Here is a 24130-nt window from a genome sequence, read left to right as displayed (position 1 = left end):
GTATTTTTCGGAGATGCTCCATGCGTAAACCGCTGATTGCCGCTACCCTCGGCATGCTGCTGCTGGCCGACCTGGCCCAGGCACATACTCTGGTGGCCACCAGCAACATCATCGTGCGTGCCTTTGGCCGCTCGATCGACTTCACCTCTGACACCACCACCTCGATTCGCGACTCCAAAGTGGTGCGCGAAGCCCACGACGATGCCGCCAGCTTCGTCGCCAGCAATGGCGACATCCGCGGTGCCCAGCTCGAGGCCGCCTTCAGCACCCTGCGCGAGCGCGTGCCAGAAGCACGCGGCGCCAGCGACCAGGTACTGGCCGAAGCCATCCTCGCACTGTGAACCGCATGCGTGCCTGGCTGCTCGGCTGCGTCCTGACGCTGCTCGGCACACCCGCATTGGCCGACCTGCAGCTTGAGCTGCAGGCATCCGGCCTCGACCCACAACAAACCCAGGCCACCCAAGCCCTGCTCGACGAGGCCATGGGCAAGCTGCCTGCGCGCTTCAAGCAACAGTTGGACCGTCGCGTACGGGTCAGCTGGAGCGACAACATGCCTGCCGACGCCTACGGCCAGGCATCACTGGTGTCCACCCTCGAACTCAACCGTCGCCTGCTGCCCAGCCTCACCGATGGCAGCGCCGCCAGCGAGCGCACCAACCGCCCACACGGCACGGTGCGTGAAGAGCTGCTGGCCACCGTGTTGCACGAGCTCACCCATATCTACGACCGTGCCCGACTGTGGCCCGGTGCCGAAAGCTCGCTGATTGCCCGCTGCAAGCGCCAGCAAGGCACGCTGGGCAAGATTGGCCTGCCCGAAGAATGCCGCGGCCAGGCCGAGCGCCGCTTCACCCTCAGCGACGACCCGCGCCTGCTCGACCTGGCCGGCTGGCAGCAGTACGTGGGCCGACGCGGCGAGCGCGAACAGCAGAATGGCCAGTTCGTGCGCAGCCCAGACAGCTATGAGCTGAGCAGCCCCAAGGAGTACATCGCGGTCAACATGGAGTACTTCCTCCTCGACCCGAGCTACGGCTGCCGCCGCCCGGCGCTGAACCAGTACCTGCGCGAGCACTTCGGCTGGGCACCCCAGCAGGACACCTGCGCCAAGGGCCTGCCGTTCATCAACGCGGGCAGCGACTTCGCCCGCCAGCCGCTGGGTGAAATCGACCCCGAGCGGGTGTATGAAGTGGATTACCTGCTGGCCGAAGCCAACCAGAACCTGGTCAGCCGCTGGGGCCACAGCATGCTGCGCCTGGTGATCTGCAAGCCCGGCCGCCCACGCGGGCCGGACTGCCGCCTGGACCTCGACCAGAGCCTGGTGCTGTCGTACCGCGCCTTCGTCAACGACGTGCAGCTGTCCAGCTGGGACGGCCTGATTGGTGTCTACCCCTCGCGCTTGTTCGTACTGCCGCTGGGCCAGGTGATCGATGAATACACCAAGACCGAACTGCGTAGCTTGGCCTCGGTACCCTTGAAGCTCAACCGCGATGAAGTCGAGAACCTGGTGCGTCAGGCCGCCGAGATGCACTGGGGCTATGACGGCAACTATTGGTTCCTGTCCAACAACTGTGCGGTGGAGTCATTGAAACTGCTGCGCAGCGGCACCGCCAACCCACGCCTGAACGACCTCGACAGCATCATGCCCAACGGCTTGCTGGCCGTGCTCAAGGGCAGGGGGCTGGCCGACACCAGCGTGCTCGACGACCCGCGCGAGGCGTTGCGCCTGGGCTACCGTTTCGACTCCTACCGCGACCGCTACCAGGCCATGTTCGAGGTACTGAGGAAACAGCTGCCGATCAAGCAAACCCTGGTTGAAGACTGGCTGGCCCAGGATGCCGAACAGCGCCGCCCCTGGTTCGCCAAGGCCGACCTGCGCACCAGCGCTGCGTTGCTGCTACTGGAACAGGCCAGCTTGCGCCGGCAACTGCTGCTGGCCCAGGACGAGGTCAAGCAGCGTTACCTGAATGCTGCGGCGCTGAAAGATGGCAGCATCAACAAAGCTGACGCAACCCTCAAGCAGATGCTCGCCAACAGCGGTTTCCTCAGCCGCCCGGCAGAGTTGCTCGATGCCAAGGGCTACGGGCTGCCGCAACCCGAAGAGCGCAAGCACCTTGAGCAGGTGAGCAGCGAACGCCAGGCGCAGCTGTTGCGCTTGAGCACCAGCCTGGACAAAGAGGTGAGGGCGCTGCTGGAGCCATCACGGGCCAAGGAAATTGCCGCGGTCGAGGCCAATGTGAAGCAGATCGGCGAGCATTTGCGGGCGCTGCATAAAGCTGCCGGTGGCCTGCAATTGTGATGTTGCCTGTGCCGGCCTCTTCGCGGGTAAACCCGCTCCCACAGGGACTTCGCATTTCCTGAGACTGCGGTAATCCTGTGGGAGCGGGTTCACCCGCGAAAGGGCCGGTACAGACAACACAAGTCCTACAGTTTCTCTTCGGCCTCGGAAGGCAGCTGTTCATCCAGATGCAGCCAAGGCAACCGGCTGCCCACCCAGATATGCCGGTTGGCCCTGACCCGCTCGGGCTGATCCAGCGTCGCCACCGTCACATCAACCGTTTCCGGGCTGTGCGTGGTTACCAGTGCCACATGCGCCCCGCAATGCCCACAGAAGTACCGGCGGCAACTGGCCGGTGCCACATAGCAGTTCGGTTCGCCCACCAGCCACTGAAACCCCGAACGGGGCAGGGTGAGCCAGGTCACCACCAGCCCGCCGCTTACCCGGCGGCAAATCGTGCAGTGGCAGTGGGCAATGTCGGTCAGGTCACCCTCCAACCGGTAACGCAAGGCGCCGCAATGGCAGCCCCCTTCGGTCACATTCTGCATCACCTACCTCTCGTCGCCTTTGCCTCAGCGAAAGCTGGCTGAAAGCTTGTCCTCATAGGATAGCCCCCACTACCGGCACAAGACCGGTCAGCCAGGGCACCCGGTAAACACCGCGCCCGGCCCAATCAACAACAACAATGGTGATTCTGATGTATTCCTGTGCCCGCCTTCCTGCAGTACCCCTCCGCATGCTCCCTGTGCAGCGCCTGACGCGCTGATCCGCCCGAATCGACTTTCCTTTCGCCGCGCCACGCCTGGAGTATTGCCATGCTGACCTTCCTCGGCTTTGCCATGGTCATCACCTTCATGTACCTGATCATGACCAAGCGCCTGTCGGCCTTGATCGCCCTGATCCTGGTACCGATCCTGTTCGCCCTGTTCGGCGGCTTCTCCGCCAAGATCGGCCCCATGATGCTCGAAGGCATCAGCAAGCTCGCACCTACCGGCGTGATGCTGATGTTCGCCATCCTCTACTTCGCCCTGATGATCGACTCCGGCCTGTTCGACCCGGCCGTGCGCAAGATCCTCAAACTGGTCAAGGGCGACCCGCTGAAAGTCTCGGTCGGTACCGCCGTGCTGGCCCTGGTGGTCTCGCTCGACGGTGACGGCGCCACCACCTACATGATCTGCTGCGCCGCCATGCTGCCGATGTACAGCCGCCTGGGCATGAGCCCGCGGATCATGGCCGGCCTGATCATCCTGGCCGGTGGGGTGATGAACATGACCCCTTGGGGTGGCCCGACTGCCCGCGCCGCCAGTGCCCTGCATGTGGACCCCTCGGACATCTTCGTGCCGATGATCCCGGCCATGCTGTTCGGCGTGCTGGCGATCCTGGCCATTGCCTACATGTACGGCAAGCGTGAACGTGCCCGCCTGGGCGAACTGCACCTGCCGACCGACGACGTCGACCACAGCGAAATCACCGTTTCGCAATTCCCGGAAGCACGCCGGCCCAAGCTGCTGTACTTCAACGGTGCCCTGACCGCCGCCCTGATGGTCGCGCTGATCGCCGGTGTGCTGCCGCTGCCCGTGCTGTTCATGATCGCCTTCAGCATCGCCATGATCGTCAACTACCCGTGCCTGCAGCAGCAGAAGGACCGCATCGCTGCCCACGCCGGCAGCGTGCTGGCCGTGACCGGGCTGATCTTCGCCGCCGGCATCTTCACCGGTATCCTGTCGGGTACCGGCATGGTCGACGCCATGTCCAAGAGCCTGCTGGCCGTCATCCCCGAAGCGCTGGGCCCGTACCTGGCGGTAATCACCGCGATCGTGAGCATGCCGTTCACCTTCTTCATGTCCAACGATGCCTTCTACTACGGCGTATTGCCGGTGCTGGCCGAAGCCGCCAGCCACTACGGCATCACCCCGGTGGAAATGGCCCGTGCGTCGATCGTCGGGCAGCCGGTACACCTGCTCAGCCCGCTGGTACCCTCCACCTACCTGCTGGTGGCCCTGGCTGGTATCGAGTTCGGCGATCATCAGCGCTTCACGCTCAAGTGGGCAGTGCTGGTGTGCCTGTGCATAATGCTCGCCGCACTGCTGATGGGGATTTTCCCGCTGTTCAGTAGTCTTTAATACATACGTATCCGTATCACCTACGCGACGCGCCCTGACCGGGGCGCGTTGCCATTACCGCTCGAAGGAAAATACATGGAATGGCTGACCAGCCCGGAAATCTGGGTTGCCTTTTTTACCCTCACCGCGCTTGAGATCGTCCTGGGTATCGACAACATCATCATGATCTCGATCCTGGTCAGCCGCATGCCCAAGCACATGCAGCCGCGCACCCGGATCTTCGGCCTGGCCCTGGCCATGGTCACCCGTATCCTGCTGCTGCTGTCGATTACCTGGGTCATGCGCCTTACCGCCGACCTGTTCGTGGTGTTCGGCCAAGGCATCTCCGGGCGTGACCTGATCCTGTTCTTCGGTGGCCTGTTCCTGCTGTGGAAAAGCTCGCAAGAGATCTACCACGGCCTGGAAGGCGAAGACGAAAACCCGGACGAGCCGAAAGGCGCGGGTGGCAAGTTCTTCTACACCATCATCCAGATCGCCATCATCGACATCGTGTTCTCGCTGGACTCGGTGATCACCGCAGTGGGCATGGTTTCCCACGTGCCGGTGATGATCGCCGCCATCGTTGTCGCCGTGCTGGTGATGATGCTGTGCGCCGGTGCCATCAGCAATTTCATCGACAAACACCCGTCGCTGAAGATGCTCGCACTTTCGTTCCTGATCGTGGTGGGTACCGTGCTGATCGCCGAAGCTTTCGACGTGCACGTGCCGAAGGGCTACGTCTACTTCGCCATGGCCTTCTCGCTGGCGGTGGAAGCCATCAACATCCGCATGCGCACCGCCTCGGCCCGCAAAGATGGCAAAGAGCAAGACCCGGTGAAACTGCGCAAAGACATTCCGGGTCAATAAGACCAGGAAGTGCAGGACACAAAGGGCCCTCCGGGGCCCTTTTTCATGCCTGAACATTGCCTGTGCCGGCCTCTTCGCGGGCTTGCCCGCTCCCACATGGACGGCGCCGCTCTCAAGAGCAATACAGTTCCTGTGGGAGCGGGCGAGCCCGCGAAGAGGCCGGCACAGGCAATCATTCATTTCCCATGTGTTTCAAATAAATGACTGCCATGCGAAGCTGGCGACAGCTGCGTAAAACAACTAAAGCTTTGAGTGAGCACTGAAAATTCTTCAAAAGCTCACGTTTCTTTTCTTGGCCCGGTGGGCCAGTGCAACAGGGGGCCTTCGCCATGCTGACCCTGCTCAACCTGCTCTCGGCCGTGACGCTTCTGGTCTGGGGTACCCACATCGTGCGTACGGGCATCCTGCGGGTGTTCGGCTCGAACCTGCGGCGCATCATCAGCCAGAACATGGACAAGCGCCCGCTGGCGTTCATCGCCGGCATTCTGGTCACCGCCATGGTGCAAAGCAGTAACGCCACGGCCATGTTGGTCACGTCCTTCGTCGGCCAGGGCCTGATGGCCATGACCCCAGCCCTGGCGATCATGCTGGGTGCCGATGTAGGTACCGCGCTGATGGCCCGGGTACTGACCTTCGACCTGTCGTGGCTGTCACCGCTGCTGATCTTTCTGGGCGTGATTTTCTTTCTCTCGCGCAAGCAGACAAGGGCTGGCCAACTGGGCCGTGTTGGCATCGGGCTTGGCCTGATCATTCTGGCACTGGAGCTGATCGTGCAGGCAGCGGCGCCGATCACCCATGCCCAAGGCGTGAAAGTGCTGTTTGCCTCACTAACCGGCGACATCATGCTGGACGCCCTGGTCGGCGCGATGTTCGCCATGATTTCCTATTCCAGCCTGGCCGCCGTGCTGCTGACCGCAACGTTGGCAGGCGCCGAAGTCATCAGCCTGCCGGTGGCCATCGGCCTGGTGGTCGGGGCCAACATCGGCAGTGGCTTGCTGGCCTTCATCAGCACCAGCATGCAAAACACCGCCGGGCGCCGGGTGGCCTTGGGCAGCCTGCTGTACAAGCTGTTCGGCCTGCTGCTGATCATTCCGGTGCTGCACCCGTTGGTGGCGTGGATGGACTCGCTGAGCTTCAGCCCGCAAGAGCTGGTCATCGGCTTCCACCTGCTCTACAACACGCTGCGCTGCCTGCTCATGCTACCCACGGTCAAACTCATGGGCCGGCTGTGCAATACCCTGCTGCCCGAGCGCGAAACCGGCAACGGGCAAGCGCGCCCACGCCACCTCGACGCCTCGGCACTGGAAACGCCCAGCCTGGCCTTGGCCAACGCATGCCGCGAAACCCTGCGCCTGGGCGATATCGTCGACAGCCTGCTCGAAGCCATGCTCGGCGCCCTGCGCGGCACCCAGACCGCGCTGCCACAGCAGGTCCGCGCCCTGGGCGAAGACGCCGAAGCCCTGTACAGCGCGATCAAGCTGTACCTGGCGCAGATGTCGCGCGAAGACCTCAGCGAGCAGGACAACCGCCGTTGGGCAGAGATCATCGAACTGGCGATCAACCTCAAGCTGGCCTGCGACCTGATCGAGCGCATGCTGCGCAAGGTCCAGCAGCAGAAAACCAGCCAGCGCCGGGAGTTTTCCCAGACAGGCCTGGAGGAGCTCACCGGCCTGCAGGAGCAATTGCTGGCCAACCTGCGCCTGGGCCTGACGGTGTTTCTCAGTGCCGACCCGGAAAGCGCCCGCTTGCTGCTGCGGGAAAAACGCCGTTTTCGCGCCCAGGAACGGCGCCTGGCGCACGCCCATGTCAGCCGCTTGCAGCGTAAGGTGGTGCAAAGTATCGAGACCAGTTCGCTACACTTGGAGCTGATCGCCGACATGAAGCGGTTGAACTCTTTGTTCTGCAGCAGTGCCTATGTGGTACTGGGCGGCTCGGACACCGGCGGCCTGATGCTCGACAGCGTGCCGGACGAAGCCCGTCTGCCCTGATATTGCCTACCAGAGGATTCTCGCTCGCCCATGCGTTGCCTGATGTTCGTTTGCCTGCTGATCTGCAGCCTGCCCTCATTGGCCCTCGACCGCTCACGCGTTGAGGGCTACCTGCTGCCCAACGGCCTGCAGGTCATCCTGAAAAACGGCTACGAGCGTGACCATGTGGCGATTCGGCTGGTGGTCGGGGTAGGCCTGGACGACTTCGATTGCGAGCAGAAAGAGCTGCCACACCTGCTTGAGCACCTGCTGTTCAGCGGCATCGACGAAACAGGCGAGGGCGGCCTGGAAGAACGCCTGCAAGCGCTTGGCGGCGAGTGGAACGCCTACACCAGCAGCGCCGACACCACCTTCGTCATCGAAGCCCCGGCGCGCAACCAGCGCAAGGTACTCGACCTGCTGCTGGCGGTCATCCGCGATACCCACATCGACGCCAAGGCCCTGGCCACTGCCAAGCGCATCATCGAGCGCGAGGATGGTGGCCATTATGGCCACCTGCAGCGCTGGCTCGACCGCCAGGACATCGGCCACCCCGCCAGTGGCCAACTGGCCACCGAACTGGGCCTTAAGTGCCCGGAGCGCTCCAACATCGACGACATGACCCTGGAGCAGGTACAGGCCTTGCGTGACCGCTGGTACGCCGCCAACAACATGACCCTGATCATGGTCGGCGGCCTCGACCGCCTGCTGCCGGCCTACCTGGAACGCACCTTTGGCGAACTGCCAGCCACCGAACCGGAGGAGCGCCGCAACCTGGAAAGCATCACCCACCAGGCGGAGCAACGTCGCGACCTGACCCGGGGCTGGCTGGGCGATAGTGTCAAACTGCACTGGCTGTTCATCGAGCCGGTGCTGGACAACGACCACCAGGCCACCCTCGACATACTGTCGCGCTACCTGGACTGGGCGCTGTACGACCAGCTACGCCTGCGCAACGGGCTGTCCTACGGCCCCTCGGTGCAACGCGAAAGCTTCGGTGACACCGGCCTGATCAGCCTCAACGCCGACCTGGAGCGCGATGACATCGACAAGGCGGTAAAGGTGATGCAGGCCCTGTTCGAGCACCTGCGCAAGGAAGGCCTGGACCCGGACACCTTCGCCCGTATCAAGGACGCCAGCGTGGCCAAGGAAAGCTGGAGCACCCAGGGCAACAGCGCCCTGGCCGACTATTACTGGGGGGCGCTGAACGACTATACCGACGGGCGTTTTGCCAACCCGGTGCGCAAGCTGCGCCAGGTCAGCCTGGAGCAGGCCAACGGGGCATTGAAAGAACTGCTCAAGGAAGAGGGCTACCTGCGTATCGAGAAGCCGTTGCTGGGCTATGACGAGCTTTACGGGCTGGCCGCCTTGCTGGTGGGGCTGATCCTGGCGGCAGGGTTGCTGCGCTGGCGGCGACATGGGCCTGAACGGCCGAGTGGTGCTACACGGCAGCGGTGAATCGGCGGTATCCTTTTGCCAGTACCGGCCCTTTCGCGGGCACGCCCGCTCCCACAAGGACCGCGTTATCGCCGAACCCTGTGGGAGCGGGCATGCCCGCGAAGGGGCCCGGACAGCCACCTCATCCTTTCTGTTGTAGCCCCTAATGCCCCAAATCCCCCATATCGTCCAGCGCATCATCGAACTGCTCAAACGCTACCCCGGCATCATCGCGCTCGGCGGTTTCCTCTCCGGCATCGGTAGCTTCATCCTGGTCGACCGCCAGGCCGGCCTGGCCAGCTGGGTGGCCGTGCTCATGCTGGTCAGCTGGGTCTGGCTGATGCTGGAAAACACCCTCACCGGCCTGTTCGCACGCACCTTCAACCGCGAAATCCCGCAGCCGCTGTTGCGCTACGCGACGCAGATGATCCACCAGGAAACGCTGTTCTTCGTGCTGCCGTTCTTCTTCATCACCACCACCTGGAACAGCAGCCAGCTTGTGTTCACCGGCTTGCTCGGCGCCGCTGGCCTGATTTCGATCATCGACCCGCTGTACTACAAGTGGCTGGCGCCGCGGCGCTGGCTGTTCCTGGCGCTGCATACCCTGACGCTGTTCGCCGCCCTGCTGACTGCGCTGCCGATCATCCTGCACCTGACCACCGCGCAAAGCTTCAAGCTGGCCCTGATCGCGGCCATGGCCCTGTCGTTCCCCAGCCTGGCCAGCAGCTTCCCGATCAACAACTGGCGCCGCGCCGTGGCGTTGGTGCTGGTCACCCTGTCGGTCGGCGCCGGGGGCTGGCTGCTGCGCTCCTGGGTACCGCCGGCCACCCTGTGGATGACCGAAGTGGCGGTGAGTACCGAAGTACTGAACCGCCAGCCAGGTGAGTCGCTGGACGAGATTGCCGCCAGCCGCATCCGCAGCAGTGGCCTGTACGCCTACACCGCCATCAACGCACCACGCGGCCTGAACGAGCGGATCTACCATGTGTGGCAGAAGGACGGTAAAGAGGTCGACCGCATCGCCCTGGACATCCATGGCGGGCGCAAGGAAGGCTACCGGGCCTGGACCCACAAGCAGAACTTCCCGCCAAACCCGGTGGGCAAGTGGCAGGTCAGGGTGCTGACCGAGGATGGGCAGGTGATCGGCGTACTGCGCTTCAAGGTGGTCGACGATGCACCGGCGCAGTAATTGAAAGCAGGGGCTGCTTCGCAGCCCATCGCAGGCAAGCCAGCTCCCACATGGAACGGGTAAACGCTGGCCCCTGCGCCCCAATGCCCCAACACACAGCACATAATCACCAAACAGCCCATGCCCGCTGCGCTATGATCAGCCCCTAAGCCTTAGCGCCGAGTCAATTGCATGGAGCCTATGACCACCCCCAGCGCCACCCTGGACGCCAGCAGCCAACCGGCCTGCCTGCGCATAACCGGTGACTGGACCCTGGCGCACTACGCCAGCCTCAGGCGCGAGAGCGAGCAGCTGCGCGCGCAATACCCTGCCGACACCGTCGCCGACCTTAGCCAACTGGGCCGCCTGGACACCGCCGGGGCCTCGCTGCTGGCCGAGCTGCTCGGCTCCGAGCGCCTGTCTCAGTGTACCGAAGACCTGCCCGAAGCCAGCCGTGCACTGCTCAAGAACGTCTACTGCTCGGTCCAGGACTACTGCATCCCGGTCAAGGAGCCCGAGCGCAACGTGCTGCTGATGCTGCTGGAACGTATCGGCCGCGCCGTCAGCACCCTGTGGCAAGACTCCATGCAGTTGCTCGGCTTCATCGGTGTCATCCTCGAGACCCTGATGCGCCGCGCCCTGCAACCGCACCGCTGGCGCCTCACCCCGGTTGTGGCACATATCGAAGAGACCGGGCTGGACGCCGCCCCAATCGTCGCCTTGCTGACCTTCCTGGTAGGCGCGGTGGTGGCCTTCCTCGGTGCCACGGTGCTGGCCGCGTTCGGCGCGACCATTTTCACCGTCGACCTGGTGGCGTTCTCGTTCCTGCGCGAGTTCGCCGTGCTGCTGACCGCCATCCTCATGGCCGGCCGCACCGCCAGCGCCTTCACCGCGCAGATCGGCTCGATGAAGGCCAACGAAGAAATCGACGCCATCCGCACCCTGGGCCTGAACCCAATGGAGCTGCTGGTGGTGCCACGGGTACTGGCGTTGCTGATTACGCTGCCCTTGCTCACCTTTGTCGCGATGATCTGCGGCATCGTCGGCGGCGCAGTGGTATGCGCCTTGTCGCTGGATATCTCGCCGGCCATGTTCCTGTCGCTGCTGCAAAGCGATATCGGCGTGCAGCACTTTCTGGTGGGCCTGGCCAAGGCGCCGTTCTTCGCCTTCCTGATCGCCGCCATCGGCTGCCTCGAAGGCTTCAAGGTCAGCGGCAGCGCTGAATCGGTGGGCGCACACACCACTTCGGCGGTGGTGCAGTCGATTTTCGTGGTCATCGTGCTGGATGCCGTGGCCGCCCTGTTCTTCATGGAGATGGGCTGGTGAATGATCGGGAAAAAGTGATCGAAGCCCGCGGTATCTGCAACCGCTTCGGCCGCCAGGTTGTGCATGAAAACCTGGACCTGGACCTGTACCGTGGCGAAATTCTGGCCGTGGTCGGTGGTTCGGGCAGCGGCAAGTCGGTACTGCTGCGCAGCATCATCGGCCTGCGCCGGCCCAATGAAGGGCTGATCAAGGTGTTCGGCCAGGACCTTGCGGGCCTGCGCGAAGAACAGCGCTCGCTGGTCGAACGGCGCTTCGGCGTGCTGTTCCAGAAGGGCGCGCTGTTTTCTTCGCTGACCGTCACTGAAAACGTGGCCTTGCCGTTGATCGAACACGCCGGGCTGTCCCGCGCCGATGCCGAGCACCTGGCCGGCGTGAAACTGGCCCTGGCCGGGTTGCCCATCTCGGCCGCCGACAAGTACCCGTCCTCGCTGTCGGGGGGCATGATCAAGCGGGCAGCGCTGGCCCGGGCCCTGGCACTGGACCCGGACATCCTGTTCCTCGACGAGCCCACCGCCGGCCTGGACCCGATCGGCGCTGCCGCGTTCGACCAGCTGATCCTGACCCTGCGCGATGCACTGGGCCTGTCGGTGTTCCTCATCACGCACGACCTCGACACCCTTTACACCATTACCGACCGCATCGCGGTGCTGTCGCAGAAAAAGGTCCTGGTGGCCGGCCCGCTGGCCGAGGTCGAACAGACCAACGACGCCTGGATTCAAGAATACTTTCACGGCCCACGCGGGCGCGCCGCCGAGCAGGCCGCCACCCGTGCCGGGCAGGAGCGCTGAGCAATGGAAACCCGAGCCCATCACGTTCTTATCGGCCTGGTCACCGTCCTGGTGGTGGCTGGTGCCATGCTGTTCGGCCTTTGGCTGACCAAGTCCAGTGTCGATGACGCCTTCAAGGATTACGAAGTAGTGTTCAACGAAGCCGTTTCCGGCCTGTCGCGCGGCAGCCCGGTGCAGTACAACGGCATCAAGGTGGGCGATGTATCCACCCTGCGCCTGGACCCGAAGGACCCGCGCCGGGTACTGGCGCGGGTGCGCCTGAGCGGCGACACCCCGGTTAAGGAAGATACCCAGGCCAAGCTGACCCTGGCCGGCGTGACAGGCAACTCGTTCATCCAGCTCAGCGGCGGCACCCCGCAAAGCCCGGAACTGAAAGGCAAGGATGGCAAGCTGCCGGTGATCATCGCCTCGCCGTCGCCGATCTCGCGCCTGCTCAACGACAGCAGCGACCTGGTCACCAACATCAACCTGCTGCTGCACAACGCCAACCAGATGTTCTCCGAGGACAACATCGGCCACCTCAGCAGCACCCTGGCCAACCTCGACAAGACCACGGGCGCCTTCGCCGGCCAGCACGGCAGCATCGCCCAGGCCATCGAGCAACTGGTGCAGGTGGGCAAGCAGGCCAGTGCCACGCTGGCCGAAACCCAGGCACTGATGCGCAATGCCAACGGCCTGCTGGCCAGCGATGGCAAGCAGGCAATCGGCAGTGCCGAGCAAGCCATGCAGTCGCTGGCTGAAAGCACGGCAACCATCAACAATCTGCTCAAGAACAACAGCGAGGCCATCGGCGACGGCGCCCAGGGCCTGAACCAGCTCACCCCAGCCATTCGCGAGCTGCGCGAAACCCTCAACGCGCTCAAAGGCATTTCCCGGCAACTGGAGGCCGACCCGAGCGGCTACCTGCTCGGCCGCGACAACAACAAGGAGTTCCAGCCATGAAACCGTCGTTGCGCCTGCTGGCCCTGGCGGCCGCGCTGAGCCTGGCCAGTGCCTGCTCGATCCTGCCCAAGACCGAACCCGTCGACCTCTACCGCCTGCCGGTAAACCAGCCTAGCCGCACGGCGGCGCCGCTGGACTGGTCCTTGCGCCTGAACAAGCCGCTGGCCAGTGAAGTGCTGGCCGGGCCGCGCATTGCCGTCATCCCCCAGGGCGATGTGGTCAGCAGCTACAAGGGCGCGCGCTGGAGTGATACGGCACCGGTGCTGCTGCGCAACCGCCTGCTCGATGGTTTCCAGCGTGACGGCCAGGTACAGCGCCTGAGCGCCGACGACAGCAACCTGCAGGCCGACTACGAGCTGGCTGGCGAGCTGCAGGCGTTTCAGAGTGAATACCGCCCGGGCGGGGCGGTGGAAGTGGTGATCCGCTACGACGCGCGTCTGGTTCAGGGCCGTACCCAGCGTATCCTGGCCAGCAAGCGCTTCGAGATTCGCCAGCCGCTGGCCGACAAGCAGGTATCAGCGGTGGTCGCCGGCTTCGGCCAGGCCAGCGACCAGCTGGTGGGGCAGGTGGTGGGCTGGACCATTGGCCAGGCCAACCAGGCTCAACTGAAGGTTCAGGCGAAGAACCAGTAGCAGACAAAGATCGCCGCAATCACCCCGGACAACTCGGCCAGCAGTGCGCAACCCACCGCGTGGCGCACGCGCTGGATGCCCACGGCGCCAAAGTACACGGCCAGTACGTAGAAGGTGGTTTCGGTGCTGCCTTGAATCGTTGCCGCTACCAGGGCCGGGAAGCTGTCCACGCCTTGGGTCTGCATGGTCTCGATCAGCATGGCCCGCGCTGCGCTGCCGGAGAACGGCTTGACCAGCGCGGTGGGCAGGCCCTCGACGAAGCGGGTGTCCAGGCCCATCCAGTTCACCGCATGGCGGATACCGTCCAGGGCCAGCTCCAGGGCGCCAGAGGCGCGCAGCACACCCACCGCCACCAGCATCGCCACCAGGTACGGCAGCAGGTTCTTGGCCACGTCGAAGCCTTCTTTGGCGCCTTCGACAAAGGCTTCATACACCTTCACCCGCCTCATGGCACCAATCACCAGGAACAGCATGATCACGCCAAACAGCGTGAGGTTGCCCAGGATCGATGACAGGCTGGCCAGCGCGGCGGCCGACAGCGTGCCAAGAAACGCCATGAAACCGCCCAGCAGCAAAGCGCCAGGGATGAAGTAGGCAAGCACCACCGGGTCCCACAGGCGCAGACGCTGCATCACGGCCACCGACAGCAGGCCGACCAGGGTCGAGACGCTGGTGGCCAGCAGGATGGGCAGGAACACCATGGTCGGGTCCGGCGCGCCCTGTTGGGCCCGGTACATGAAGATGGTTACCGGTAGCAGCGTCAGCGACGAGGCGTTGAGCACCAGGAACAGGATCTGCGCGTTGCTCGCGGTGGTGCTGCTGGGGTTCAGCTCCTGCAGTGCGCGCATGGCCTTCAGGCCAATCGGTGTGGCGGCGTTGTCCAGGCCCAGGCCGTTGGCGGCAAAGTTCATGGTAATCAGGCCCAGGGCAGGGTGGCCGGGCGGCACCTCCGGCATCAAACGGGCAAACAGCGGGCCCAGCACCTTGGCCAGCCATTCGACGATACCGGCCTTCTCGGCGATCTTCAGAAAGCCCAGCCACAGGGTCAGGGTGCCGAACAGCAGCACCATCACCTCGACCGACAGCTTGGCCATGGCGAAGATGCTTTCGACCATTGCCGCGAAGATGCCGGCGTTGCCGCCTACCAGCCATTGGGCCAGGGCGGACACCGCCGCCACCAGGAAAAAGCCAAGCCAAAGGCCGTTGAGCATCCGTGTGTTCCCCCTGAAAAATGCCCGAATGATAGCGTATTCCGAAGCTTGCCCGGTCCTCTGTAGGAGCGGCCTTGTGTCGCGAAAGGGGTGCGCAGCGCCCCCAAGATTTCAGCTTCGCCGCACAAGGTGCTGGGGCCGCTCTGCGGCCCTTTCGCGACACAAGGCCGCTCCTACAAGGGCTCATGATCGGCACAAGACTTCAACAGACAACAAAAAGCCCCGACAAGTCGGGGCTCTTGGTCAAGCAGCGGTCAGGCTCAGCGCTTGGCAGTTTCGCCAGCTACTGCAGCTTCCTGCTTGTCGGCCATCAGCGAGGCGTAGTACTTCTCGCCCTTGGCCGCGTCGTACATGCCTTCCCAGCGCGCGATGACCAGTGCCGCCAGGGCGTTGCCCACCACGTTCAGCGCGGTACGGGCCATGTCCATGATGCGGTCGACACCGGCGATGAAGGCCAGGCCTTCCAGCGGGATGCCCACGCTGCCCAGGGTAGCCAGCAGGACCACGAACGATACGCCCGGTACGCCAGCGATGCCTTTGGAGGTGACCATCAGGGTCAGCACCAGTAGCAGCTGCTGGCTCCACGACAGGTCGATACCGTACAGCTGGGCAATGAAGATGGCCGCGATGCTCTGGTACAGGGTCGAACCGTCAAGGTTGAAGGAGTAACCGGTCGGTACCACGAACGAGCAGATCGACTTCGGCGCGCCGTACTTTTCCATCTTCTCGATCACGCGCGGCAGCACGGTTTCGGAGCTGGAGGTGGAGTAGGCCAGGATCAGCTCATCTTTCATGATGCGCATGATCTTGATCACCGAGAAGCCGAACACGCGTGCAATCAGGCCCAGCACCATGAAGGCGAAGAAGGCGATGGCGAAGTACACCAGCAGCACCAGCTTGGCCAGCGGCAGCAGCGAGCTGAAGCCGAAGTTGGCCACGGTCACGGCGATCAGGGCGAACACGCCGATCGGGGCGTAGTTCATGATCATGTGGGTGACCTTGAACATGGTTTCCGATACGGCCTGGAAGGTGCGTACCAGCGGGTCGCGCAGCTCTGCCTGCAGGCTCGAAAGGCCCAGGCCGAACATGACCGAGAAGAAGATGATCGGCAGCATTTCGCCACGCATCAGCGCTGCGAAGATGTTCGACGGGATCAGGTTCAGCAGGGTCTCGATGAACGCGTGCTCATGCTGCACCTCAGCCGCAGTGGCCTGGTACTTGGAGATGTCCACGGTACCCAGGGTGCTCATGTCGATACCGGCGCCCGGGTGGAACAGGTTGGCCAGCACCAAACCCACGACGATGGCGATGGTGGTCACCACTTCGAAGTAGATGATGGTCTTCAGGCCGATGCTGCCCAGTTTCTTCGCATCGCCAACCCCGGCGATACCCACGATCAGCGACGAAATCACGATCGGGACGACGATCATCTTGATCAGGCGAATGAAGATGTCACCGGCCGGCTGGAGGACGTTACTGATCCACCAGGCCTTTTCCGCGCTGAAGTGGTTCAGCAGCGCGCCGATTGCAACGCCCAGTACCAGACCGATGACGATCTGCCAGGCGAGGCTCAGTTTTGCCTTCTTCATGTCTTTACCCTTTGTTCTAGTGGTCATGGCACCGGACGAGAACGCCCGTGACAGAGCCGTTGGCCAGGTCACGGGCAGCAAATCATTCCATCCGGCGACTTCATGTAAGGACAGCGCAGGCGAGCGACAGGGCGCTCTGGCCAGCGAAAAAGGCGGCAACTATTGCGATGGCAGGGGGGGAAATCTAATGCCGGAAACGCATACCCCATGCCGATTGTGCATAGTGGTCCGCACGAAAATAGGGCGCTCGCAAGTGCTTGATTTATAACGTTCGGAATCCCGAACAAGACCAAACCGCCATATTTCGGCAGATTTGACGGTATGGGATGGGGATGGAAGATGGCTTGTTCGACAATCCGAATGGCGGAAATGACACTTGAAGAAGCGTCATCGAGGTGGAAAAAAATTGACGTGCGGTCGAGACAAAATGTGTCTTGAGGCAAAAAACGCGCAAGGGAAGAGGCGTTTTCTACAAGGCTCCTCGGAAGTCAGGTCGGTTCAGGTATCCCTATGACACCGCCGACCTGAAACTTCCGATTGCGCCTTTCCTGACCCGGCCCATCGCTGGGGGCACTCCCTGTGCCCCTAGGCCACTCCGATCCTGCAACAATCAGAACAGCCCAGCCCCTTGGTCATGTGCTGCCCCTCCTCGGGGCGGCGCATCATAGAAGGCTGAAATATAGAAAGGTTCAGCTTCTATTACGTGACAGTCGGTGACCTTTCATCGGTACCGGCAATAAATGCTCAGTACCAGTTCGGGTCACGCTTGAGCTGCTCCTGCAGCATTGCCTTCATGCCGTCGTCCGGTTCACCCAGCCAGCGGTACTGCGCGTGGCGCGTGGGCGACTTGTCGCTCGGCAAGCCTTCGGGTACCTCCACGAGCATCCCGTAGGCATCGTCCTTGTCCCAGCTGAACGCAACGATCAGCCGCTTGTAGGTGCAGTTGTCCTGCGACTCGCACAGCGGGCCGACCAGGTACTTGTCACCATCTTCGCTCACGGCGGACATCTGCTGCTGGGCACTGCCGGTCAGATTGACCACCCAATCGGGCAGGCGTTCCTCGCCCTTGATCGTGTCCTGCCAGGTTTCCCGGTACTCCGGGTCCGAGCCGAGCAACTGGTCGACCCGGACCTGGCCGTCATTGGCCGCCATCGCCGCCGCACTGCCACCCATCAGCAGGGCGGCAGCCAGGGCTGTAGAAAGCATCCTGCCCATCTTCAACCTCGTCCACGTCCAAAGAAGAAGGAGGCTACGAACAGCACCAGGAAGACAATGAACAGGATCTTCGCGATACCCGTCGCAGCGCCCGCGATACCACCGAAGCCCAGTACGGCAGCGACAATGGCGATGATGAGGAAAGTGATAGCCCAACTCAGCATGGTGGTTCTCCTTTCTTTTTCAGAATCGATCGGGCCGGCAGGTCAGAAGACCCAACGGTCCTGTGGTACGACATTTTCCAAAGTGGCCGGTGAGGTACTCGCCTGGCCAGCTGTCAGCCGGTCAGCGGCCTTGACCAGGGTGTTGGCACGGGTTGCCTGAATCTGCGTCAACAGTGCAGTTTGCGCTGCCACTTGCTCCGCCAGGCGGGCCGTCTGCCAGCTGTAATAAAAGAGGCCGGCGGCCAGGGTCAGCAGCAGCGCCATGCCGAGTGACAGCATCTGGCGAAGGGGCAGTGCGGCGATCTGCGAGCGGTTGACGGATTGGCGGTTCATGCCGGCTCCTCCTGCTGTAATTTTTGTTCAAACCTGAACATGTGATTGCAGCCTGCATGCCAGTCTTTTTATTTTTATAAAATCCTTATAAATCAATAACTTATAGATCACTGATGCAATTGCCGGGGACGTATCCTGCACGATGCCGCCTCTGCGGTCGTGCGAATTGCACGATCAGCCTTCAACCTTGGTCGCGACCTTGAGCAGGTCGGCATCCACCCCGCGCACGCCGATGATCTGCCGGGCGATCTCCACGGCGATGGTTTTCTGCTCAGCGCTGACCACCTCGCCCGACAGCCGCACCATGCCCGCTTCGCTGGCCACTTTCAGGTTCAGGCCATCGAGGTTGCGACTGAAGCGGTAACTGTTCTGGATCTTGTCGATGATCCAGCTGTCGCTTGGCTGCGGACCGGCTGGCGCCCCTACCGGGGTTTCGCGGGCCTTGGCCATGGCGGCGGAGTCAAGGCTGACCAGGTTGTTGACCAGGTGCACACCGTCGGTGGTACGCGCCACCACGCCGGCCAGCTCCTTGGCTTCGGCACTGTCGACCTTGCCCCGCAACGTCACCACGCCCTCACTGCTTTGCACTTCTATAGGCGCCTTTTCGGTGGTGCGGCTCCACAACAGCCGGGCACGGATCACCGCCGCCAGGGTGGCGTCCTCCAGGCGCTGGGCGTAGGCACGCAGCTCCAGCGGCCGCTCCACCAGTTGGGCATTGACCTGCAGCTGGTTCTCCACCTGTTCGATGCCCCGGGTGGCCCGGGCCACATCTTCGGCCAGCTGCCGTTCAACCTCGTTCTCCACCTCGCCGGAAAGCCGCGCCTGCTTGCCGTCCACTTCAACGTTGATGCGGAACGGGTCGAGCATGCGGTTCAGTGACAGGGCGGTTTGCAGGGCGCCTTCGAGGCGGGCGTCCTGCACAGGGTCGGCAATTGCCGGGGTGAATACTGGCAACAATGTGGCTGCCAACACGGCTGTACGCAGGGAAAAGGGCATGGCAGTGCATCCTTTTTGGGCAAAAGGTGAAAATCGTCGCAACCAATGTGCCACCGCATGCCTCTAAGCAAATCATTGGAATATCGCGGTCTGCAGGCATCGTTTGGCCATTGGCTAGCATGCAAAGGACAGAATCCTTCAGAATTGACCATGCAACTTGCCCGATTTTTCCCACACTATATGAAGATCTATCCTTAAGGAGCGCAGGAAATGGAATCAGCCCAGGACAACCAAGGCCGCATTCTGCTGGTGGATGACGAGTCCGCGATCCTGCGCACCTTCCGCTACTGCCTGGAAGACGAAGGCTATAGCGTGGCCACGGCCAACAGCGCTGCCCAGGCAGAAGCGCTGTTGCAGCGCCAGGTGTTCGACCTGTGCTTTCTCGATTTACGCCTGGGCGAGGACAACGGCCTCGACGTACTGGCGCAGATGCGCATCCAGGCACCCTGGATGCGCGTGGTGATTGTCACCGCGCACTCGGCGATCGACACGGCGGTGGACGCCATCCAGGCCGGCGCCGCCGACTACCTGGTCAAGCCCTGCAGCCCCGACCAGCTGCGCCTGGCCACCGCCAAGCAGCTGGAAGTGCGCCAGCTTTCCGCGCGGCTGGAGGCACTGGAAGGTGAAGTGCGCAAGCCCAAGGACGGCCTCGACTCGCACAGCCCGGCCATGATGGCAGTGCTGGAAACCGCCCGACAGGTCGCCACCACCGACGCCAACATCCTCATCCTGGGCGAGTCCGGTACCGGTAAAGGCGAGCTGGCCCGGGCCATCCATGGCTGGAGCAAGCGTGCACGCAAAGCCTGCGTGACCATCAACTGCCCGTCGCTGAACGCCGAGCTGATGGAAAGCGAGCTGTTCGGCCACACCCGCGGCGCCTTCACAGGCGCCAGCGAAAGTACCCTGGGGCGGGTCAGCCAAGCCGACGGGGGCACGCTTTTTCTCGACGAGATCGGCGATTTTCCCCTGACTTTGCAACCAAAGTTGCTGCGATTCATTCAGGACAAGGAATACGAGCGCGTCGGCGACCCCGTTACCCGGCGCGCCGATGTACGCATTCTGGCCGCCACCAACCTCAACCTCGAAGAAATGGTGCGCGAAAGCCGCTTCCGCGAAGACCTGCTGTACCGCCTCAATGTCATTACCTTGCACTTGCCGCCCCTGCGCGAGCGAAGCGAGGACATCCTGACCCTGGCCGACCGCTTCCTCGCCCGCTTCGTCAAGGAATACTCCCGCCCCGCCCGGGGCTTCAGCGACGAAGCACGCTCGGCCCTGCTCAACTACCGCTGGCCCGGCAACATTCGCGAACTGCGTAACGTGGTAGAGCGGGCCAGCATCATCTGCCCGCAGGAACGGGTGGAAATCAGCCACCTGGGCATGGGCGAGCAGCCTGCCGGCAATGCCCCGCGCGTGGGTGCAGCGCTAAGCCTGGATGAGCTGGAGCGTGCCCACATCGGCGCCGTGCTGGCGGCCAGCGACACCCTCGACCAGGCCGCGAAGACCTTGGGTATCGACGCTTCCACCCTGTACCGCAAGCGCAAGCAGTACAACCTATGAAGTGGCCACCCATGAAGCTGCGCACGCGGCTTTTCCTCAGCATCTCGGCGCTTGTCACGGTGGCCTTGCTCGGGCTTATGCTGGGCCTGTTCAGCGTGCTGCAGATGGCCACGGTGCAACAGCAACTGGTACGTGAGACTACCCATGCCCTGGAAGTGGGCCTGAAGTTACGGCAGAACCTTGGCGAACAACTGACCCTGATCCTTGACGAAGGCACGGCCCCGGAGAGCCTGCGGGTGCTGCAGGAGAACTTCCAGACCCTGCTCAACCAAGGCCTGGAGCAAGGCGGTGAGCGCACCGGGTTCAGCAAGGCCAGCAGTAACTACCAGGCCTTCCTCCTGGCGTACCGCGACAGCCCCGCGCCCGCCCGCAGCATGGGTATCGACCAACCGCTGGGGGCGGCCTTCAACCAGGTGCGTACCGACCTGATCGACGCCCACAAGCAGGCCCTGGAGCTCATCACCCGCAGCGAGGAACACACCCGGGACCGCGCCCTGCTGGTCAGCGGTGTCCTTGGCCTGATGGGCCTGGTCGTGCTGGTGCTGGGCTTCGTCACCGCGCACAACATCGCCCGACGCTTCGGCCAACCGATCGAAGCCTTGGCCATCGCGGCCGACCAGTTGGGCAAAGGTAATTTCGACGTCACCCTGCCAGTCACCCAGGCCACCGAGCTGAACCAGCTGACCCGCCGCTTCGGCCTCATGGCCGATGCCTTGCGCAAGCACCAGGCCACCAACGTCGACGAGCTGCTGGCCGGCCAGCAACGCCTGCAGGCCGTGCTCGACAGCATCGACGATGGCCTGCTGATCATCGACCGCCAGGGCCGCCTGGAGCACCTCAACCCGGTGGCGCAACGCCAACTGGGCTGGAACGACAGCCGCGTGGGCAGCAGCCTGGCCGAGGCCCTGCAGCGCCCGGAGCTGGAGCAGCAGCTGCGCCAGGTGCTGCGCGGCGGCAGCCTGGACCGGCCGCCGGACGACTTGAACATGGAGGTCGATGAAGAAGCGCGCCTGCTCACCTACAGCCTGACCCCGGTCAGCCACCCGCAGGGGCCGATCCTTGGCGCGGTGATGGTGCTGCACGATGTGACCGAGCAGCGGGCCTTCGAACGCGTGCGCAGCGAGTTCGTGCTGCGCGCCTCCCATGAGCTGCGCACCCCGGTCACCGGCATGCACATGGCCTTCGGCCTGTTGCGCGAGCGGGTCAAGTTCCCTGCCGAGGCGCGCGAGAACGACCTGCTGGAAACCATCGGCGAAGAAATGCAGCGCCTGACGCAGCTGATCAACGACCTGCTCAATTTCTCTCGTTACCAGAGCGGGCTGCAGAAACTCGACCTGGCCCCCTGCGCCCTCGACGAACTGCTGGAGCGGGCGCAACTGCGTTTTGCCGAGCAGGCGGCACACAAGCAGATCGAGTTGACCAAGGAACTGGAGCCGCCGCTGCCGCGCCTGCGGGCTGATGCCGCCCAGCTGGACCGGGTACTGGACAACCTGCTGCACAACGCCATCCGCCATACCGCCAACGGCGGGCGTATCCGTTTGCATGCACGACGGCATGCGGAGCGGGTGATCATCAGTGTCGAGGACAATGGTGAGGGCATTGCCTACGGGCAGCAGGGGCGCATCTTCGAGCCCTTCGTGCAGGTAGGCCGCAAGAAAGGTGGCGCAGGGCTGGGGCTGGCGTTGTGCAAGGAGATCGTACAGCTGCATGGCGGGCGCATGGGCGTGTTTTCCCGCCCGGGGCAGGGCACCCAGTTCTACATGGCTTTGCCGGTTTGAGTATCGCCTGTACCGGCCTCTTCGCGGGCAAGCCCGCTCCCACAGGCCCCCACAAGCATTGGGCTTTGTGCAATACCTGTGGGAGCGGGCTTGCCCGCGAAGAGGCCGGCACAGGATTTCTCAGTGTTCAACCCGCCGCGGCAGCTGCCCGCGAGTCACCAGCTCGGCGAACTGCCTGGCGTTCAGCGGCCGGGCAAACAGCCAGCCCTGGCCGTAATTGACCCCTTCACTGTTCAGCAGCACCGCCTGGTCTTCACACTCGATACCTTCAGCAATCACCCGCAGGTGAAGGTCATGGGCCATGCGGATGATATGCGGGGCAACGCCACTGCTGGCAGCATCGTGGCCCAGCGCGTCGATGAACGCCTTGTCGATCTTCAGGCAGTCCACCGGCAGGGTCTGCAGGTAGGCCAGGCTGCAATAGCCTGTACCAAAGTCGTCGATGAGCACCTGATGCCCTGAAGCGCGCAACGCTTGCAGGTTGTCACGGGCCACCACCACATCCACCAGGCCACGCTCGGTCACCTCGAAGGCAATCTGGCTGGGCGCCACCCGATGCAAGGCCAGCAGGCGCGCCGCCACCCGGCCGATACGCGGCACCATTACATCGCAGGCGGCCAGGTTCACCGATATGTACAGTTTGGGGTGCGAGCGCAGCAACTGCCCCAGCTGTTCGAGCACACGCTGCAGGACAAAGTCGGTGATCTGGCGAATCTGCCCGGTGTTTTCCGCCAACGGGATGAACAAGTCCGGGCTGGTCAGGGTGCCGTCCGGGCGCCGCCAGCGCACCAGCGCTTCGGCACCCACGCAGCGACGGCTGTCGAGTTCGAAAATCGGCTGGTAGAGCACCTGCAGTTCCCCGCGACGCAAGGCATGCTGCAACTCCGAGCTCATCGACCGCCGTTGCAGGATCAATTGCAGCACCAGCCAACCAATGCAGCAAGCCGCCAACACACTGCCGGGGAACAGCAGCCAGAGCATGCCGTTCATCCTCAATGGCAGGCTGGCCCGCGGGGCAATCAGCACCAGTTGGTAATCCGGCGACTTGGTCGGCATGCGGTAGATCAGGCGGTCGCTGAGTTCAAGTAGCGACTTGTGGCTGGTCGACCAGGCCGAGGGCGGCGGCCACACCTGTGGCGGGCCCAGCACGGGGATGGCCCGGGCACCGTTATCCAGCACCACCACCAGGCTGCCACCCGGAGGCAGATCGACCACATCGGTCAGGTGCCCGCGCGAGGTTGAGACCACGAACTGGCCCCGGCCTAGCATGAGCGCAGCCAGGTTCTCGTTCGGTTCGGTCGTGGTGTTCAACCAGTAGCTGTAGGTGGGCCCCTGAATGTCGGGTGGCCGCAAAGGTTCGAATGCCCGCTCGTCGCCACGGTTGGAGCACGCGACATCACCATCCACATAAGCCGCTTCATAAATGAACCGCGAACTCAGGCCAACCTGCTGCAAGGCCGCCAGCATTGCTGGGCTGCAGCCACGCAAGGGCTGTGCCTGCAACAGGTCTACCCCTTCCCGCAACTGGCCAAACACTTGCTCGAGGCGGTCGAGAAAACGCTCGCCCTGGGCGTTCATCTGTTCGCTCTCGCTTTGCTTCATCTGTTGCAGGGCAATACCGATGCTGGCAGAGAGCAACAGGGCCGCGCTGGCCAGCGCTGCCAACGTGGCCAGCATCCAGGGACGGTAAAAAATTTGGCGCAGCAAGGTGATGATGGCTGACATCAAAGGCATCCAGTTGATAACTAAGGTATAGCAACTGAATCGAGAATCACCCTCACCGTTT

21 protein-coding genes are annotated in these 24130 nt (G+C 63.3%); 13 read left to right on the top strand and 8 right to left on the bottom strand.

Translation table 11 applies throughout. From position 1 onward, the window contains the following. Positions 1-20 precede the first annotated feature (20 nt). Both AK81_RS09975 and AK81_RS09970 read left to right on the top strand, forming a co-directional pair. On the top strand, positions 21-341 hold the full coding sequence (locus tag AK81_RS09975; RefSeq protein ID WP_043198700.1) for a DUF2388 domain-containing protein: 321 nt from the start codon (positions 21-23) through the stop codon (positions 339-341). Next, positions 338-2293, top strand: coding sequence for a DUF4105 domain-containing protein (locus AK81_RS09970; protein WP_043198698.1), 1956 nt, complete (start codon positions 338-340; stop codon positions 2291-2293). Before AK81_RS09975 ends, AK81_RS09970 begins: the two co-directional genes overlap by 4 nt. A gap of 125 nt (positions 2294-2418) precedes the next feature. Here AK81_RS09970 and AK81_RS09965 read toward each other — a convergent pair whose 3' ends face one another. After that, a complete protein-coding gene (locus AK81_RS09965) occupies positions 2419-2820 on the bottom strand; it encodes a GFA family protein (protein WP_043198696.1) in 402 nt (133 codons plus the stop codon). Between the two features lie 267 nt (positions 2821-3087). Between AK81_RS09965 and AK81_RS09960 the strand changes: the two genes are divergently transcribed. From AK81_RS09960 to AK81_RS09920, 9 genes are all read left to right on the top strand, one after another. Continuing rightward, positions 3088-4395, top strand: a complete 1308-nt coding sequence (locus tag AK81_RS09960) for a CitMHS family transporter (RefSeq protein WP_043198695.1) — start codon at positions 3088-3090, stop codon at positions 4393-4395. Between the two features lie 75 nt (positions 4396-4470). Further along, positions 4471-5241, top strand: coding sequence for a TerC family protein (locus AK81_RS09955; RefSeq protein WP_043198693.1), 771 nt, complete (start codon positions 4471-4473; stop codon positions 5239-5241). Between the two features lie 329 nt (positions 5242-5570). Further along, positions 5571-7229, top strand: coding sequence for a Na/Pi cotransporter family protein (locus AK81_RS09950; protein ID WP_043198692.1), 1659 nt, complete (start codon positions 5571-5573; stop codon positions 7227-7229). A gap of 30 nt (positions 7230-7259) precedes the next feature. Continuing rightward, positions 7260-8666 (top strand): M16 family metallopeptidase, encoded by a 1407-nt coding sequence (locus AK81_RS09945; RefSeq protein ID WP_043198689.1) that lies wholly within the window; start codon positions 7260-7262, stop codon positions 8664-8666. A 145-nt stretch (positions 8667-8811) separates the two neighbouring features. Next, positions 8812-9834 (top strand): DUF5924 family protein, encoded by a 1023-nt coding sequence (locus AK81_RS09940; protein ID WP_043198687.1) that lies wholly within the window; start codon positions 8812-8814, stop codon positions 9832-9834. 171 nt (positions 9835-10005) lie between these two features. After that, positions 10006-11139: an ABC transporter permease gene (locus tag AK81_RS09935; RefSeq protein WP_043198686.1), complete on the top strand. Its 1134-nt coding sequence runs from the start codon at positions 10006-10008 to the stop codon at positions 11137-11139. Continuing rightward, positions 11136-11927, top strand: coding sequence for an ABC transporter ATP-binding protein (locus tag AK81_RS09930; RefSeq protein WP_043198685.1), 792 nt, complete (start codon positions 11136-11138; stop codon positions 11925-11927). Before AK81_RS09935 ends, AK81_RS09930 begins: the two co-directional genes overlap by 4 nt. A gap of 3 nt (positions 11928-11930) precedes the next feature. Then, entirely contained in the window at positions 11931-12869 is a 939-nt protein-coding gene (locus AK81_RS09925) for an MlaD family protein (RefSeq protein ID WP_016497434.1), read from the top strand. Next, positions 12866-13501 (top strand): ABC-type transport auxiliary lipoprotein family protein, encoded by a 636-nt coding sequence (locus AK81_RS09920; RefSeq protein ID WP_043198683.1) that lies wholly within the window; start codon positions 12866-12868, stop codon positions 13499-13501. The genes AK81_RS09925 and AK81_RS09920 overlap by 4 nt, the downstream gene beginning before the upstream one ends. On the opposite strand, the gene AK81_RS09915 is transcribed toward AK81_RS09920, so the two are convergent. The 6 genes from AK81_RS09915 to AK81_RS09895 form a co-directional block, all read right to left on the bottom strand. Next, positions 13483-14712, bottom strand: a complete 1230-nt coding sequence (locus AK81_RS09915) for a nucleoside recognition domain-containing protein (RefSeq protein ID WP_043198682.1) — start codon at positions 14710-14712, stop codon at positions 13483-13485. The two genes, AK81_RS09920 and AK81_RS09915, sit on opposite strands and share 19 nt — an antisense overlap. Before the next feature lie 260 nt (positions 14713-14972). Then, on the bottom strand, positions 14973-16301 hold the full coding sequence (gltP, locus tag AK81_RS09910; protein ID WP_043198681.1) for a glutamate/aspartate:proton symporter GltP: 1329 nt from the start codon (positions 16299-16301) through the stop codon (positions 14973-14975). A 744-nt stretch (positions 16302-17045) separates the two neighbouring features. Further along, the gene (locus AK81_RS09905) at positions 17046-17516 is read right to left on the bottom strand and encodes an inhibitor of vertebrate lysozyme family protein (protein ID WP_043198679.1); all 471 of its coding nucleotides are present in this window, start codon (positions 17514-17516) and stop codon (positions 17046-17048) included. Positions 17517-17518: 2 nt separating this feature from the next. Beyond that, positions 17519-17680, bottom strand: a complete 162-nt coding sequence (locus tag AK81_RS27660) for a DUF1328 domain-containing protein (RefSeq protein ID WP_003252966.1) — start codon at positions 17678-17680, stop codon at positions 17519-17521. A 42-nt stretch (positions 17681-17722) separates the two neighbouring features. Continuing rightward, on the bottom strand, positions 17723-18013 hold the full coding sequence (locus tag AK81_RS09900; RefSeq protein WP_043198678.1) for a hypothetical protein: 291 nt from the start codon (positions 18011-18013) through the stop codon (positions 17723-17725). Positions 18014-18187: 174 nt separating this feature from the next. Next, entirely contained in the window at positions 18188-19009 is an 822-nt protein-coding gene (locus AK81_RS09895) for a BON domain-containing protein (protein WP_043198677.1), read from the bottom strand. Between the two features lie 210 nt (positions 19010-19219). Here AK81_RS09895 and algB point away from each other — a divergent pair, with 210 nt between their 5' ends. Beyond that, a complete protein-coding gene (algB, locus tag AK81_RS09890; protein ID WP_043198675.1) occupies positions 19220-20566 on the top strand; it encodes a sigma-54-dependent response regulator transcription factor AlgB in 1347 nt (448 codons plus the stop codon). Beyond that, positions 20563-22344 carry a KinB sensor domain-containing domain gene (locus AK81_RS09885; RefSeq protein WP_043198673.1) on the top strand — a complete coding sequence of 594 codons (1782 nt, stop codon included), beginning with the start codon at positions 20563-20565 and terminating at the stop codon, positions 22342-22344. The genes algB and AK81_RS09885 overlap by 4 nt, the downstream gene beginning before the upstream one ends. Positions 22345-22464: 120 nt before the next feature. Here AK81_RS09885 and AK81_RS09880 read toward each other — a convergent pair whose 3' ends face one another. Continuing rightward, the gene (locus AK81_RS09880; RefSeq protein ID WP_043198672.1) at positions 22465-24069 is read right to left on the bottom strand and encodes an EAL domain-containing protein; all 1605 of its coding nucleotides are present in this window, start codon (positions 24067-24069) and stop codon (positions 22465-22467) included. Between the last annotated feature and the right edge of the window lie 61 nt (positions 24070-24130).

This window comes from Pseudomonas putida W15Oct28, from assembly GCF_000708715.2.
Lineage (GTDB): Bacteria > Pseudomonadota > Gammaproteobacteria > Pseudomonadales > Pseudomonadaceae > Aquipseudomonas > Aquipseudomonas putida_R.
Note: the sequence above shows the minus strand (reverse complement) of the source record. Positions and strands in the feature narration are given on the sequence as shown.

Bases quoted from the DNA above. Each gene is read 5' to 3' on its own strand.
- algB (WP_043198675.1), top strand. From the start codon at position 19,220: ATGGAATCAGCCCAGGACAACCAAGGCCGCATTCTGCTGGTGGATGAC.
- AK81_RS09905 (WP_043198679.1), bottom strand. From the start codon at position 17,516: ATGGGCAGGATGCTTTCTACAGCCCTGGCTGCCGCCCTGCTGATGGGT.
- AK81_RS09965 (WP_043198696.1), bottom strand. From the start codon at position 2,820: ATGCAGAATGTGACCGAAGGGGGCTGCCATTGCGGCGCCTTGCGTTAC.
- AK81_RS27660 (WP_003252966.1), bottom strand. From the start codon at position 17,680: ATGCTGAGTTGGGCTATCACTTTCCTCATCATCGCCATTGTCGCTGCC.
- AK81_RS09935 (WP_043198686.1), top strand. From the start codon at position 10,006: ATGGAGCCTATGACCACCCCCAGCGCCACCCTGGACGCCAGCAGCCAA.
- AK81_RS09945 (WP_043198689.1), top strand. From the start codon at position 7,260: ATGCGTTGCCTGATGTTCGTTTGCCTGCTGATCTGCAGCCTGCCCTCA.
- AK81_RS09925 (WP_016497434.1), top strand. From the start codon at position 11,931: ATGGAAACCCGAGCCCATCACGTTCTTATCGGCCTGGTCACCGTCCTG.
- AK81_RS09920 (WP_043198683.1), top strand. From the start codon at position 12,866: ATGAAACCGTCGTTGCGCCTGCTGGCCCTGGCGGCCGCGCTGAGCCTG.
- AK81_RS09955 (WP_043198693.1), top strand. From the start codon at position 4,471: ATGGAATGGCTGACCAGCCCGGAAATCTGGGTTGCCTTTTTTACCCTC.
- AK81_RS09900 (WP_043198678.1), bottom strand. From the start codon at position 18,013: ATGAACCGCCAATCCGTCAACCGCTCGCAGATCGCCGCACTGCCCCTT.
- AK81_RS09885 (WP_043198673.1), top strand. From the start codon at position 20,563: ATGAAGTGGCCACCCATGAAGCTGCGCACGCGGCTTTTCCTCAGCATC.
- AK81_RS09915 (WP_043198682.1), bottom strand. From the start codon at position 14,712: ATGCTCAACGGCCTTTGGCTTGGCTTTTTCCTGGTGGCGGCGGTGTCC.
- AK81_RS09975 (WP_043198700.1), top strand. From the start codon at position 21: ATGCGTAAACCGCTGATTGCCGCTACCCTCGGCATGCTGCTGCTGGCC.
- AK81_RS09950 (WP_043198692.1), top strand. From the start codon at position 5,571: ATGCTGACCCTGCTCAACCTGCTCTCGGCCGTGACGCTTCTGGTCTGG.
- AK81_RS09940 (WP_043198687.1), top strand. From the start codon at position 8,812: ATGCCCCAAATCCCCCATATCGTCCAGCGCATCATCGAACTGCTCAAA.
- AK81_RS09895 (WP_043198677.1), bottom strand. From the start codon at position 19,009: ATGCCCTTTTCCCTGCGTACAGCCGTGTTGGCAGCCACATTGTTGCCA.
- AK81_RS09880 (WP_043198672.1), bottom strand. From the start codon at position 24,069: ATGTCAGCCATCATCACCTTGCTGCGCCAAATTTTTTACCGTCCCTGG.
- gltP (WP_043198681.1), bottom strand. From the start codon at position 16,301: ATGAAGAAGGCAAAACTGAGCCTCGCCTGGCAGATCGTCATCGGTCTG.
- AK81_RS09960 (WP_043198695.1), top strand. From the start codon at position 3,088: ATGCTGACCTTCCTCGGCTTTGCCATGGTCATCACCTTCATGTACCTG.